12 protein-coding genes are annotated in these 13871 nt (G+C 46.0%); 11 read left to right on the top strand and 1 reads right to left on the bottom strand.

Features of this window, described 5'->3' with window-relative positions:
- The first annotated feature begins 6 nt into the window (after positions 1–6).
- On the top strand, positions 7–330 hold the full coding sequence (locus ACU1JV_RS25915; protein WP_013370988.1) for an MGMT family protein: 324 nt from the start codon (positions 7–9) through the stop codon (positions 328–330).
- Positions 331–473: 143 nt separating this feature from the next.
- On the opposite strand, the gene ACU1JV_RS25910 is transcribed toward ACU1JV_RS25915, so the two are convergent.
- Positions 474–662: a hypothetical protein gene (locus ACU1JV_RS25910; protein ID WP_013370989.1), complete on the bottom strand. Its 189-nt coding sequence runs from the start codon at positions 660–662 to the stop codon at positions 474–476.
- A gap of 319 nt (positions 663–981) precedes the next feature.
- Here ACU1JV_RS25910 and ACU1JV_RS25905 point away from each other — a divergent pair, with 319 nt between their 5' ends.
- From ACU1JV_RS25905 to ACU1JV_RS25860, 10 genes are all read left to right on the top strand, one after another.
- Entirely contained in the window at positions 982–2145 is a 1164-nt protein-coding gene (locus ACU1JV_RS25905) for a TolC family protein (RefSeq protein ID WP_413986081.1), read from the top strand.
- Positions 2146–2158: 13 nt separating this feature from the next.
- The gene (locus tag ACU1JV_RS25900) at positions 2159–3619 is read left to right on the top strand and encodes an efflux RND transporter periplasmic adaptor subunit (RefSeq protein WP_129549205.1); all 1461 of its coding nucleotides are present in this window, start codon (positions 2159–2161) and stop codon (positions 3617–3619) included.
- Between the two features lie 6 nt (positions 3620–3625).
- Entirely contained in the window at positions 3626–4345 is a 720-nt protein-coding gene (locus ACU1JV_RS25895) for an ABC transporter ATP-binding protein (RefSeq protein ID WP_013370992.1), read from the top strand.
- Complete coding sequence (locus tag ACU1JV_RS25890; RefSeq protein WP_040101424.1) at positions 4342–5553, top strand: ABC transporter permease; 1212 nt, start codon at positions 4342–4344, stop codon at positions 5551–5553. Before ACU1JV_RS25895 ends, ACU1JV_RS25890 begins: the two co-directional genes overlap by 4 nt.
- Before the next feature lie 157 nt (positions 5554–5710).
- Positions 5711–6406, top strand: coding sequence for a helix-turn-helix transcriptional regulator (locus ACU1JV_RS25885; RefSeq protein WP_052452861.1), 696 nt, complete (start codon positions 5711–5713; stop codon positions 6404–6406).
- A 13-nt stretch (positions 6407–6419) separates the two neighbouring features.
- A complete protein-coding gene (locus tag ACU1JV_RS25880; protein ID WP_013370995.1) occupies positions 6420–7223 on the top strand; it encodes a pyruvate, water dikinase regulatory protein in 804 nt (267 codons plus the stop codon).
- Between the two features lie 145 nt (positions 7224–7368).
- The gene (gene glpX, locus ACU1JV_RS25875) at positions 7369–8346 is read left to right on the top strand and encodes a class II fructose-bisphosphatase (protein ID WP_014599716.1); all 978 of its coding nucleotides are present in this window, start codon (positions 7369–7371) and stop codon (positions 8344–8346) included.
- A gap of 805 nt (positions 8347–9151) precedes the next feature.
- On the top strand, positions 9152–9976 hold the full coding sequence (locus ACU1JV_RS25870) for a thioesterase II family protein (RefSeq protein ID WP_413986082.1): 825 nt from the start codon (positions 9152–9154) through the stop codon (positions 9974–9976).
- 215 nt (positions 9977–10191) lie between these two features.
- Positions 10192–12021, top strand: a complete 1830-nt coding sequence (locus ACU1JV_RS25865) for an ABC transporter ATP-binding protein (protein WP_058831521.1) — start codon at positions 10192–10194, stop codon at positions 12019–12021.
- Entirely contained in the window at positions 11996–13861 is a 1866-nt protein-coding gene (locus tag ACU1JV_RS25860) for an ABC transporter ATP-binding protein (protein ID WP_413986084.1), read from the top strand. Before ACU1JV_RS25865 ends, ACU1JV_RS25860 begins: the two co-directional genes overlap by 26 nt.
- Positions 13862–13871: the final 10 nt, after the last annotated feature.

Genomic DNA, 13871 nt, shown 5'->3' with positions numbered 1-13871 from the left:
TAGAACATGCAGCCTTTCACTGCCCGTGTGCTTCAGATTATATTGCTGATCCCTGAGGGAAAAGTAATGACTTACGGTCAAATTGCGGCAGAGGCCGGAAGCCCAAGAGGTGCTAGACAGGTGGTGCGAATTTTGCATACACTGAGCCAAAAACATCGACTTCCATGGCATAGAGTAGTCAACCGCTTGGGAGAGATTGCTTTGCAGGAGGATGAGTCCGCCTCCCTGCAGCGCCTGTACTTGGAAGAGGAGGGCATACAGTTTAATGCAAACGGACGTATCCCGCTGGATCAATATCTTTATCATCCGCAGACGGAGACGGAAGAATAGGCGAGGAACACTAGTCTAAATCCTCGCCAAAAAGAGACGGGACAAATCATAGTTTTGATTTGTCCCGTCTCTTTTTAAACTGGCGTATCATGTAGATTAATGAAGAATGGCGTTCATATATAGCACTAGATTTCCCAGTAAGCTTATCCAATCAGATGCTGCTGGTCACGCTGGGCAAGGTGAAAAGAAATACTGTTCATCAGCGGTATATCATTATTTTTTCGGGCTTCCCGAATGAGTTGTTTCTTTTTTTGTTCTGATTCGCGTAAAAAGCGAGTCATCCACAAATCAGATGGTTCGTTAGTAGTTGTCATGCGAGATTCTTTTATCATCTATTAACCCTCCTAGTGAGCGGCTGTTATTCTTTCTCTATTATATGTTCCAAACCTTAATAGATGCTGTTGGTTTCCTTAAAATTAGCTGAAATTTAGGTAAAGTTCAGGTAAAAACAGCTTAAATCTATGTCTGGTGGGACGTAAAGTAGTTTACAACGAGTAATCTGACAGTAAAGGTTACAAAAATGTATTGTTTTGACACCTTGTACCAACATAAACCTGAAAGTACAATTAGAATGCGAGGAATTCGTGGAAATTTATGTCGAAAAGAATGGAAAAGATTCGAAAGATGCACCGAAAGGGGAGAGATTCACTTATGAAGCAAAAAGCGGCTGCCGTGCTGCTTGTATTGTCCTTTTCTACAGGCTTGGTTACCACTGCACAGGCTGACAGTTCATCAGGAAGCATTTCAGCAAATGTGTCAGTTAATTCATCTGCTGCGGCTACGGCGAAGACATCATCCGTAACGGGACAGGCTCTACCTCCATTAACGCTCAAGCAGGCAGTGGAATGGGCACAGACGAACAGCTACAATACGCGTACCGCAGAGCGGGATGTAGAGCGTCGCAGACTTGAACTGAAAAATGCAGAAAAGGAGCTGGGCAATTCACCTATCGATTATATAGACAATGAGTATGTTGATAATGAAACGTCCTGGAGGAATTACAGTTCTTCGACACTATCCTATCTAGCTAGCAAAAAGCAGGCGCAATATGCCAAAGACCAGATTTATTTTAATGTAATGAAAAGCTACCAAAGTGTGTTTGTAGCAGAGAATCAGGTGAAAAATGATCTGGAGGCGCTGGAAATCGCCCAAGCGGAGGAAAAGATTGCCCTTGCCAAATTTGCGCGTGGCAAGCTATCTGAATATGCGAAAAACGAGAGCACACAGGCCAGGGTCCAGGCGGAACAAGCGGTCGAACAGGGAAAAATTGCATTGCAAAAATCCAGAGATGCACTCAACTTCCTCATGGGACAGCCTAACGGGACAGCCTATGAAATGGTGGATCGACCTGTGTACAAAGAACCGAAGAAGCTGGATATCGAATTACATATACAACAGCTGACAGACATGAATCCAAATTTGTGGAAGCTGGAGGATAGTATCAAAACTTCGGAACTTAATGTAAGATATTTTGATTTTAACAACGGCGCCGGTGCTTACGATCTAGCTAAAATGGATGTCGATACAGCTAAAGAGGAGCTTGCCAAAGGTCAAAAGGATTTTGCCGAATCACTCCGCAATTTGTATGCCACGGTTAAGGAAAACCAAAAGAAATACATACAGTTGGAGGAAAGTTTGCGCACGGCAAAAGAAGCCTTGGAATTATCACGCAAAAAGTGGGCCAGAGGTCTGGTTATCGAGATGGAATTGAAAAACAACCAGTTGAAAGTGAACCAGATTGAACGACAAATGGAAGAGCTGGCGATCGAGTTGGATCAAAATGAGTATACGTTGAACAAGCCATGGAGCACATAGGGAGGAAAAGGCGTTGGCAGAAACGGTTTTAAATGATGCTTTAATCAAGCTACGGAGAAAACGGAGAAAAAAGTGGATCTGGACTGCGATTGTTTTACTGGTTGTAGGCGGAGGCGGAGCAGCAGTATATCTGAATATGCCGAAAGAGCAGGCAGCACCTGTAGTTCAGGACGAGACGTTTAAAGTAGAGCGCGGCGATGTGAGCGAGAAGCTGGACACGTCCGGTACCGTGCAAGCATCCAAGGAAGTGAAGCTGAACTTCACAAGTGCAGGCGATAACAAGCTGGCTGCGGTGAACGTGAAAGCCGGGGACAAGGTCAAAAAAGGGCAAGTGCTGGCGCTTCTGGACAGTTCAGAAATTAAAATGCAAATTCAAAGTGCGTCTGATTCTTTAGAGATATCCAAAGCCAAGTTGGCTGAATTGGAGAAGGGTCCGAAGGCGGAGGATATTGAAATTCAGAAAACAAATGTACTTCGGGCCAAAATGGCTGTCGATACAGCGCAGGAATCATTTGAGCTGGAAGAGGCCGAAAGTCAGAAGAAGGCTTCCCAAAAGCAGTTGGAGCAAGCGCGGAAGGCATATGAAGACCAAAAGTTTTTACATGATGCCGGGGCTGTATCCAACAGTGAATTGGAGCAGGCAGAGCAAGCATTGGATAAAGCACAAACGGACTATGATAATCTAGATTTACAGTTCCGCAAGATTATATCGCAAAAACGTCGTACCATTTCAGAGGCTGAAATCGGCTACCGTGCCGCATTGGCTGAGCTTCGCAAGACTCAGGTTCCGGCTGATGCATCGAGTATTCAGTCCTCACGGATAGAGGTGCGAAGACTGGCGACTGAGCTAGAGCAGAAAAAAAATGAACTGAACAAGCTTCAGGTCACGGCACCGTGGGACGGAGTGATCTTGAAGGTAAACGGGGATGTGGGAACCAGTCCGACGGCTCCATTTATTGTCATGAATAACTCGGATTCCAACGATCTTAAGGTAGTTGTGAAGGTAAGTCAGAATGACATTGTCAAGGTAAAAAAGGGGCTTTCCGCTGTGTTGTCAACCAATGCATATCCGGGTGAATCGTTTCCAGGGAAAGTGCAATTCGTCTCACCGGAAGCTTCTACAGATGAAGGGATGACGACGTATCTGATGGAACTGTCTGTTCACGACCCGAAAGGCAAGCTTAAAACAGGCATGATTATGAATGTGGCCGTTATTTTGGGAGTACACAAAAATGTACTGTTCGTTCCTGCGACTGCCCTGAGATCCGAAGGAGGACAGGACGGCGTGTATGTATCCGCTAATAACGCTGCGAATCCGGGGGCACGCACATTCAAACCCGTAGAACTTGGATTTTACACGCCAGACCGTGTAGAGATTAAGTCCGGTGTTAAGGAGGGTGACACGATTATTGTGCCTGCCCCTGAACCTCCGCCAGATCCTTCCGCAATGGGCGGCATGCAGGGAGGCTTTTAAACGGGCATGAGATATGTTATTCAGATTGAGGGTTTGAAAAAAGTGTACCATGTCGGAGATCAGGAAATTCATGCTCTGCGTGAAGTTCAACTTGATATTGCTGACGGTGATTTTGTTGCGATTATGGGACCGTCTGGATCAGGCAAGTCCACGATGATGAATGTTATCGGCTGTCTGGATTTACCTACGTCAGGACAATTTTATTTGGACGGATATTCGATCTTAGATGCCCGCGAGGATGAACTGGCTATTATACGTAATCAGAAAATCGGATTTGTATTTCAGAAATTCCATTTACTTCCACGATCCACAGCTCTGGAAAACGTGGAACTGCCTATGATCTATGCGGGGGTTTCTGCCAAGGAGCGTCGTTTGCGGGCTATGGATGCCCTCACAAGCGTAGGTCTAGGCGATCGGATGAACAACAGGCCAAATGAATTGTCAGGCGGTCAGCAGCAACGGGTATCCATTGCGCGGGCACTTGTGAACAATCCGGTTATTCTCTTAGCGGATGAACCGACAGGAGCTTTGGACTCCAAAACAAGTGTGGAAATCATGGGGATTTTTCAGCGTCTGAACGATCAGGGGAAAACGGTTGTACTGGTTACTCATGATCAAGAGGTTGCTGAATACGCCAAGCGTCTGATTCATTTTCGAGATGGGCGGATTGAAAAGGATCAGCCTGTTGAGGAACGAAGAATGGCGGCAGAGGAAGTGAAGGCATGAAGTTTCAGGAAATTATTCGTGTGTCGCTCAATAGTTTGCGAACCAATATGCTGCGATCCTTGCTGACCATGGTGGGTATTATTATCGGAGTAGCCGCTGTGATTGCGATTGTAGCCATCGGTAAAGGATCAACCGCTACAATTACATCGCAGATCAATAGTATGGGAAATAATCTGCTGATGATCTATCCTTATGCTCCATATGATGGGTCAAGTTCCATGTCGTTCAACCAGACGAAAGGAATATCTTTGGAGGATATTGAGGCACTAGAGCAGCAAAAAGCAGTAGCCGAGGTGGCGCCAAGTGCGATGACCAATGCAGATATTACATGGAGTCGCAATAAGGTCAGCGGGCAAATCGAGGGGACCTCGCTGGGATTTGTTCATGTGAGAAAGTTGTCGCTCGCTCAGGGCAGATCGTTTACCCACTATGAAGTGGATAAACGATTGAATGTGGCTGTATTGGGGAGTGATGCGGCCCGTAATATTTTTGGCCCGGATGCTTCCAAAGCGGTAGGTGAGATCATTATGATCAAACAACTGCCCTTTAAGGTGGTTGGTGTGCTGGCTAATTCCAATTCAAATATGAATAATAGCGGACAGCAGGTCTATGTGCCAATCACAACGGGGATGGAACGACTAGGTAATATGAGCATTCAGCAGGTGAATGCCTCTGCAACAACGGAGGAGAAGATTGATCAGGCAAGTGCTCAAATTCGGCAGGTGCTGCGTGTCAGACATGAGCTAAAGCCATCAGAGGGCGATGATTTTCAAATTATGACCCAGACGGAAATCCTAAAAACAGTGTCCGGGGTTGACCGGGTTATGAATATGCTACTGATCGGCGTGGCTGCAATTGCGCTCGGCGTTGGTGGTGTTGGCATTATGAATATTATGCTGGTGTCTGTCACGGAGCGTACGAGGGAGATCGGAATTCGCAAAGCGATTGGTGCGCAACGCAGTGATATTATGCTGCAGTTTGTGGCTGAGGCTGTTTTTCTCAGTCTAATGGGTGGACTGGTCGGCGTTATGGTGGGTCTTGGGGGTGCAAAGCTGCTTGAGAAATTCGTCCAAATGCCGATTGTGTATTCGATAGAGCCAGTACTGTACTCTTTTCTGTGCTGCATGGGAGTCGGAGTGCTGTTCGGAGTATATCCGGCGCGCAAAGCCTCGAAGCTGCGTCCGATTGATGCTTTAAGATACGAATAAGAAAGCGGGTGCTTTGCCTTACTCGAAAGAGGGGGGGATAAAGCGCCCGTTTTTTGTATGGAATAAGTGTTTTAAATGATAAAAAAACATGAATAACCACTTTAATTTTATATATGTGATGTTTTATATGCTTTTTTAGGTTGATTTATTATTATATATGACGTATTATATTCAATATCAGATCGCAAGCAAAAAAGGAGGGGCGTTCATCATCGACCTTACGGCAAGACAAGTAGAAATTTTAAACATCGTACAAAAGCATGCCCCGATTACGGGTGACCAGATTGCGGAAATGCTTAATCTCAGTAAGGCGACCATTCGGACCGACCTATCCAAATTGGGCATTTTGAATTACATAGATGCTAAGCCCAAGGTCGGTTATTTTGTTGGAAAGCGGGGTACGCCGAACCGGGAGGAAAAATTCCGGCTTTTGCAAATGAAGGTCGGTGATCTTCACGGGGTTCCAGTCATCGTACGTGAAACAACCACAATTCAGGAAGCTGTCGTAGCTCTGTTTTTGGAAAATGTGAGCAATTTGATCGTCACCGATGAAGATGGAGATTTGGCAGGGGTGGCTTCCCGCAAGGATTTACTCAAGGTCACGTTAGGCAATCCCAATGCAGCAACCATTCCTGTCAGTCTTGTGATGACCCGACAGGCGAATGTGGTCACTGTTTCCCCAGAGGATACCGTACTAGAGGCAGCACGCAAAATTATTGCCCGTCAAATCGACAGTCTGCCTGTCGTCGTCCCTTCGGATTCTGACAAACCAGGAGAACACTGGAAAGTCGTGGGACGTATTACAAAGACAAATATTATTAAAATGTTGCTCGATATGGTAGCAGAGGATTAATGGGAGGAATCGAATGGTTCAGGCGAGCAGTCATTTTATAGCGATCTGTTCAGACTCGATTGGTGAGACGGCAGAAGCTGTCGTGCAGGCGACCATGCGCCAATTTGAGTTGCCAGACACAGAGATCAAAAGATTTATGAATGTGAGGGATGAAGACGAGCTGAGTCGGGTAATGGAGGAAGTTGCCGAGCGTAAAGGCTTTGTAGCTTATACGCTGGTACAGCCAGAATTGAGAGAGGCGATGAAAGAGGAGGCTGTTCGGCTGAATGTGCGGGCTGTCGATATTATGGGACCGATGATGCAGGCGTTTGCCGATACGTTTCATAACGATCCCAAAGAGAAGCCTGGCCTACTGCACCGACTGGACGACAACTATTTTCGGCGTGTAGAGGCACTGGATTTTGCGGTTCAATACGATGATGGCAAAGATGTGAGCGCTATTCTCAAAGCAGATATAGTATTGCTTGGGGTGTCTCGTATTTCCAAAACTCCTTTATCCATGTTTCTCGCACATAAAGGTTATAAAACAGTCAACATACCGGTTGTACCGGAGCTGACACCACCTGTTCAGTTGAAGGATGTTCAGCGTGGCCGAGTGTTCGGATTGACGATCCAGCCGGAGCTATTGTTGAAAATACGCAGTGAACGACTGAAGGTAATGGGGCTTCCGAATAATGTGCAGTATGCTACAGCGACGAGGGTAGAAGAGGAAATCGCGTATGCGCAGTCTTTGTTTAAAGAGCTGAATTGTCCAGTCATTGATGTTACAGATAAAGCAATTGAAGAGACAGCGGGCTTGATTGTTAGAATGCTATAAAGCGAAGCAACTTAGAAGCAGCGTTTATAAAGAAAATATGAATCACGGGATACAGGAGTGTAAATATAAGATGGCAGCAAAGCTGCCGTGAAATATTATTTGCCTGTGGGTAACAATTATTTTTAGGAGAGGTGGAGGGATAGGTATGGAGAGTCAAATGGCATTGGAATTCGTTCGGGTAACAGAGGCAGCGGCACTGCAATCGGCACAATGGACAGGGCGTGGAGATAAGAATAGTGCGGACGAGGCGGCAACAGTAGCCATTCGTACTCATTTTAATGCGGTATCCATGGACGGCACGGTCGTGATTGGTGAAGGCGAAATGGATGAGGCTCCCATGCTGTATATCGGGGAGAGAGTAGGCAATCGCAGAGGGCCGGCCATGGATATTGCTGTTGATCCTCTCGAAGGGACTGAAACGGTGGCGAACGGTTTGAATAACGCACTGTCGGTCATTGCTGCTGCACCTCGTGGTAGTCTACTACACGCTCCGGATATGTACATGCAAAAATTAGCTGTTGGTCCGGCATTGGCTGGAAAGCTGTCACTAGAAGACACGATTCCGACTACATTGTCAAAAGCAGCGCGCATACTGGGGAAATCCTTGTCCGATCTTACGGTGTCGATTCTGGATCGTTCACGGCATGCCGGGATTATCCAGCTTCTGCGGGAAAGCGGCGTTCGGATCAAGCTGCTTGGTCATGGGGATGTGATGGGCGCAATTGAAACCTGCCTGGATAGCGGTGTAGATTTGCATATCGGCTCTGGCGGTGCTCCTGAGGGTGTATTGGCCGCGGCCGCGCTGAAATGCATGGGCGGAGAAATACAAGGCCGTCTGCTTCCTCATGGAGAAGAAGAGATTGCACGTTGCAAACGCATGGGTATTACTGATCCAGGGGCGTTGCTGTCGATGGAGGACATGGTCGGACGCCAAGGCGTGATGTTTGTCGCTACAGGCGTTACGCCTGGTGAGTGGTTGCAGGGGGTTCGTTCTCTGCCTGGTCACAGAGCTGAAACCCATTCAGTTGTAATGCATTCAGATACAAAAACGATTCGTTTCGTGCGAAGTATTCATCATACAGCTGATTCTTCCGGTACGCTTGCAGCCGCGGCATCCTCTTGAAATTTGAAGTCAAGACTTCCTTCACTGGTGAATTCAATCATAATAAATTTATAAAACAGCAAGTCTCTGACTAAAGGGAGACTTGCTGTTACTGTTTTTTGGGGATAAAAGAGTAAAAGCAAGGATATAAATTTCAAAAAAACAGGCACTTTTGAAGTGAAATTGAAACGTTTCGATTAGGGCTTGAAAAGAAAAAACATAGCTTTGGAAGAGAAAAAATCAATTCGAACTAATTTTTTTAGACGAAGAGTCAAAAAAAATTATGCATAATATAGTTTTTTGGAACTATATAAAAACCCTGTTTATTAAAAATTTAAAGAGTTATTAATTTAGGTTTGTGTGTGGTTGTTTTAAATCAGTTCCATTATATAGGAGGTTGAAGGGAGGTGCGGAAAAAGTCGGAATTTGTCGGATGATATCAGGTTGAATTTGTTACATTTATGTTAATGGCATGTAAAGATAAAATTGTTATAGGATAAGGGGTTTAGGCGTAATTGTAAATCATAATGATTTTAGTTTTACAATGTTCGTGAAAATGTGAAATTATGTTTTAAGCCAAATTTGCAGATCATGATGGGCAGATAATGAGCGAAAAAGTAAAATTGTTGCTTTTGTAGTCTGGAAACAAATAGCATAATATGGATTTTGGTTTATTTTTATGAAGTCTAGTAATTTAGCACTTTTGTCCCATGTCAAGCCGTTTTAAAGTTTGTATATTTAAAAAAGCTAGAAAGTGTTGGAAGAAAAAAAGATATATAAGGATTTATTGTAAAATTATTACTTCATAGAGGATGGAGGAATTCATATGACGACTCGATCACAATCTTGGTTTGCGAAAACAGAGGTCCAACCAACTGCGAAGCTCCAACTATTTTGCTTCCCCTACGCCGGCGGCGGTGCTTACATATTTAACTCTTGGAAGTCCAGGCTCGCACCTGATATTACTGTGTTGCCAATACAACTCCCAGGACGTGAGGCCCGCTCCATTGAAGCTCCAATGGAAACCCTTCAAGACATCGTTCAATCGCTGGTTCCCGCTATGGCTCCATACATGAATAAGCCTTTTGCCTTTTTTGGACATAGCATGGGGGCACTGATTGCATTTGAAACAGCACGGCAGTTGTACAGCAAAACAGGAAAACTACCTGTGCATATCATCGTATCTGGCAAATCCGCCCCTCATATTCCATACTCCAAAAAACGACTCCATGATTTAGCAGATGATTCTTTCACCGAAGAGCTCCGTTTGATGCAGGGCACCCCCGAAGAGGTGCTGCAAAATGCAGAATTGATGCAAATTATTATGCCTCGTCTGCGTGCAGATTTTAAGGTATGTGAAACTTATGTTTATCAGCCGGGAAATCCACTGGCATGCCCGATGACGGTTCTAGGGGGAACGAAGGATTTTGAGGTTAGCACAGACTCACTACGTGCCTGGCAGCAGCATACGATGTCACCTATGGATGTCCGGATGTTCGAAGGCAATCACTTTTTCATCCATGAACAAGAGCAAGAGGTTATGAGTGCAGTCGAGGACATTCTTTCCGCATCCTCGCCGATGGCCCACACTGCGGCAGCTCATACAGCTTGCAACACAAGCACTCCACAACCACGATTCAGGCAGAGTTGACTGTCCCACACATCACGATGCACTTTGCTATCACCATCTCAGCAATAACCGATAAAACAACCCACCATGATGCATTTCCCAACATAGATTAAAATCCAACTTTACTGTACAGGCACTCATTCATTTCAGACACAGAGTTTACTTCAACGACGTCCATCGCCAATCTAAATAGTTCGCACTGCATAAAGTGTGGGCAATGAAAAAGAGGGATGCCCTTGTTTCGAGCAAATTCTGCTTTTAGGAGACTTACACGTTATATAAAACCGTATAACCTTTGGGTTTTTATAACCGTAATTTCTTCTTTGTGTTTAGCAGCTATTGACATTATTTTGGGTAAGGCCATAGAGCAAATGGCACAGGGCACATTCTCCTCCACCCAGAACATGATCTATCTAGTTGTTGGTATGACGGTCATTGGAATGCCTTGTAAGTTTGTGATGAGGTACGCTTCAGCACGATTTAGTGTTAGTGCACTGCGTGACTTGAGAGGTGATCTCGTACATAAGTTTTATGATTTACCTGTTTCTAGCGTGGAGAGGAAGTTCACCGGAGATCTGGTATCCCGTCTAACAAACAATACGGCGCTATTGCAGAACTTTTTTATCCAGCAATTTGCTAATCTGTTTTATTTGCCACTTGTGTTTACAGCATCATTAACGTTGCTTTTACTGACAAGCTGGAAACTGGTTTTGGCAAGTCTTGCGCTTATGCCTGTGGGAATGATTATCACCTCACTGATGAGCAAGCCAATTGAGAAATACTCCAAGGAGCTTCAGGAGAAAATTGCTCATTTGAATGCGGTGGGACAGGATGCAATCGGAGGACTTCCTATCGTCAAGGCATTCAATATGCAGGCTGTGCTGTTGAAGAAGTATTTGGTGATTACGGAGGAGGTCATCCGGCGTGGGCTGCGGCTGGAAAAACGCTATGCGTTCATCACCCCAGTAGGTGTGATGATGCTGGCAACACCAATTATTTTGGTCATAGTGTGCGGGGGATATCTGATTCAACAAGGTGAGCTGAATGCTGGAGGCATTGTCCTTTTTTTATATCTGATTTCGTTCATCTTGCAGCCTGTCGCCATGCTGCCGACAATCATTTCACAAATGAAGGAAGCAGAGGGAGCTGCGAAGCATTTGTTTGAGGTGCTGGATTGGCCGGATGAACGGCAAGACGGGAAAATCACTACAATAAGCCAAAATCTCAAGGAAGACGATGCAGAAAGCAAGGACGACATTGCTGTAGTCAGCTTTGAGCATTTGACCTTTGGCTACAACGAAGGGAACACGGTGCTGAAGGATATTAGCTTTCAGGTAGGACAAGGTGAAACGGTAGCGATTGTTGGGGCAAGCGGTGGCGGTAAAAGCACAATTTTCAAGCTGCTATGCGGATTTAATGAACCTGGAGAACATGCTGGAACCGTTCAATTGTTTGGCAAGAATTTGACAGATTGGAACCTAACAAGCCTACGTAGCCATATCTCGATGGTATCTCAGGAACCGTCGCTTTTTCCGGCCACCATTGCAGAAAATATCGGATATGGCCGTCTGGAGGCGACTCGGAAAGAAATTGTCGAGGCGGCGAAAGCGGCACATGCGCATGACTTTATTGTTCAGCTACCAGAGGGATATGAAACTCTGTTGAGCGAGCGGGGAGGCGGATTGTCCGGGGGACAAAGACAGCGTATTTCTATAGCAAGAGCATTGCTGAAAAATGCTCCGCTGCTTTTACTGGACGAGCCGACTTCAGCACTTGATAGCCAGTCGGAGGCTCAGGTACAGATTGCAATGAATGCAGCCATGCAAGACCGGACGGTACTGGTCATAGCTCATCGACTGTCAACTGTACGCCAGGCGAACCGCATTATCGTACTTGATCAGGGGAGCATTGTGGAATCAGGTACACATGAGGAATTACTAGGCCGTGATGGTGTGTACCGAAAGCTGTATTTGCAAAATTTTGAAGGACAGCAAACGGAGGAAGACGGGTATTCACTGCCTGAGGAAAGGAGTGAGCGTCGTGACCTTCAAGCAGGGGTTTTATGAATTTAAGCAATTGATGTCCCTGATGAAGCCGCATCGAAAATGGTATTTTACGGGGTTGGTTGGCAACAGTCTAACCAATGCCAGCATCACAATTTTGCTTTCTTTTGTGGTGCATAATCTGCTGAATTTTGCGGTTAATGGCGATGTACAGGAGCTATATCGAGCGGTCTATCTGGTCAGCGGGACATTTTTGGCATTAAGTCTTATTTCCCCTGTGTGCAGCTATATGTATAAACGCTGTGTCAAGCTTGCGATTGCCGATGTACGAATGAAGCTATTCGGCCATGTTGTCAAGCTATCGTATGAAAAAGCCGAAAAATATCATTCGGGTAATCTTGTATCCCGCATGACGAACGATGTGCAAGCGCTGGAGCAGGCTTATACCGTTCATATTCGCTCGATTATACTGGAAACTTCGCTTTTCTTAGGCTCATTAGTCATTCTGATGGTGCTGGATTGGCGATTTGGGGCTATGGCGGTTTTACTTGGTTTGGCTTCAGCCTGGATAAATGCTCATTTCGCGAAGAAAATGCGACACACGAGCGAAGAACTACAGGGACGGATGAGCAGATTTACAGAACGATTGAGTGATTTGCTTTCCGGATTACAGACGGTGAAATTGTTTGGGCTCAGGGCAAAGGTAGGCGGACTTTGCAACGATGCAAGCGAAGACATAAATCGCATTAGTATCCGACAGGGACGTCATATGGGCTTGCAGGATATGTGCAATTTTGTCATTGAATTTATTACATTGGGCGGTGTGCTTGTTGCCGGATTGATCCTGGTTTCGCAGAAGCAAATGGAACTTGGAGTTTTGGGACAGATTGTGCAGCTGCAAACGGGTATTTCAACGGTGTTTTTGGAACTGGGGGCGGCTGTATCCCTGTTACAAAACTCTTTGGCAGGCTTGGCGCGTATCCGCGAAATCTTGAATGAGTCGAAGGAAGAGGAACAGTTCCCTGCGGCGAAGCAGAAGGGATCAGTAACCGGGCTTATCGATCTGGAGGTATCAGCTTCATCCGCCCGTGAACCTAAGGAATCTTATGGCGGTGTCGAGACTGTGGGTTCAGACCTCGCCATTGAACAGACTGCGGCTGCGCTGGAACTGCATAACATTACCTTTGGCTATCAGCCAGACCGTCCAACGCTGCGAGGATTGAACTTGGTTGTGCCAGAAGGGCAGGTAACCGCGATTGTCGGTCCGAGTGGGGGTGGAAAAAGCACAGTGATGAAGCTGTTACTGGGATTTTACCCACCGGATGAAGGAGTTCTGCGAGTTCGCGGCCGCTTGGCAGAAGAATTTCGGTTGGATGAGGTTAGGGAATTGATGGCCTATGTACCACAGGAGGCTACACTGTTCCATGGTACAGTAGCGGATAATATCCGTTTTGGCTCACCGGATGCCACCGATGAGGAAGTAAAGGTTGCGGCCAAAACAGCCTATGCCAGCGGCTTCATAGCTGAGCTTCCGGAGGGTTATGACACGATTGTCGGTGAACGCGGAACCAATTTGTCCGGCGGACAAAGACAGCGGATTGCGATTGCCCGTGCTCTGCTCAAAAATGCACCGATTTTGCTGCTGGATGAAGCGACCTCAGCCCTGGATGCAGAGTCGGAATACGAAGTTCAGCAGGGCTTAGATGAGCTGATGAAGGATCGCACCACATTAGTTATTGCCCATCGATTGTCTACGATTGAACGGGCGGATACGATCTGTGTCCTTGCCGATGGCGAGCTCAAAGAACAGGGAACTCATGACCAGCTCCTTGCTGAGGGAGGTCATTATGCGGAGCTGTACGAGCTTCAGTTTCGAAAGCATCCCGAGGAACAAACCGCATAAATATGCGAAT

The organism is Paenibacillus sp. T2-29 (genome assembly GCF_052921365.1).
Note: the sequence above shows the minus strand (reverse complement) of the source record. Positions and strands in the feature narration are given on the sequence as shown.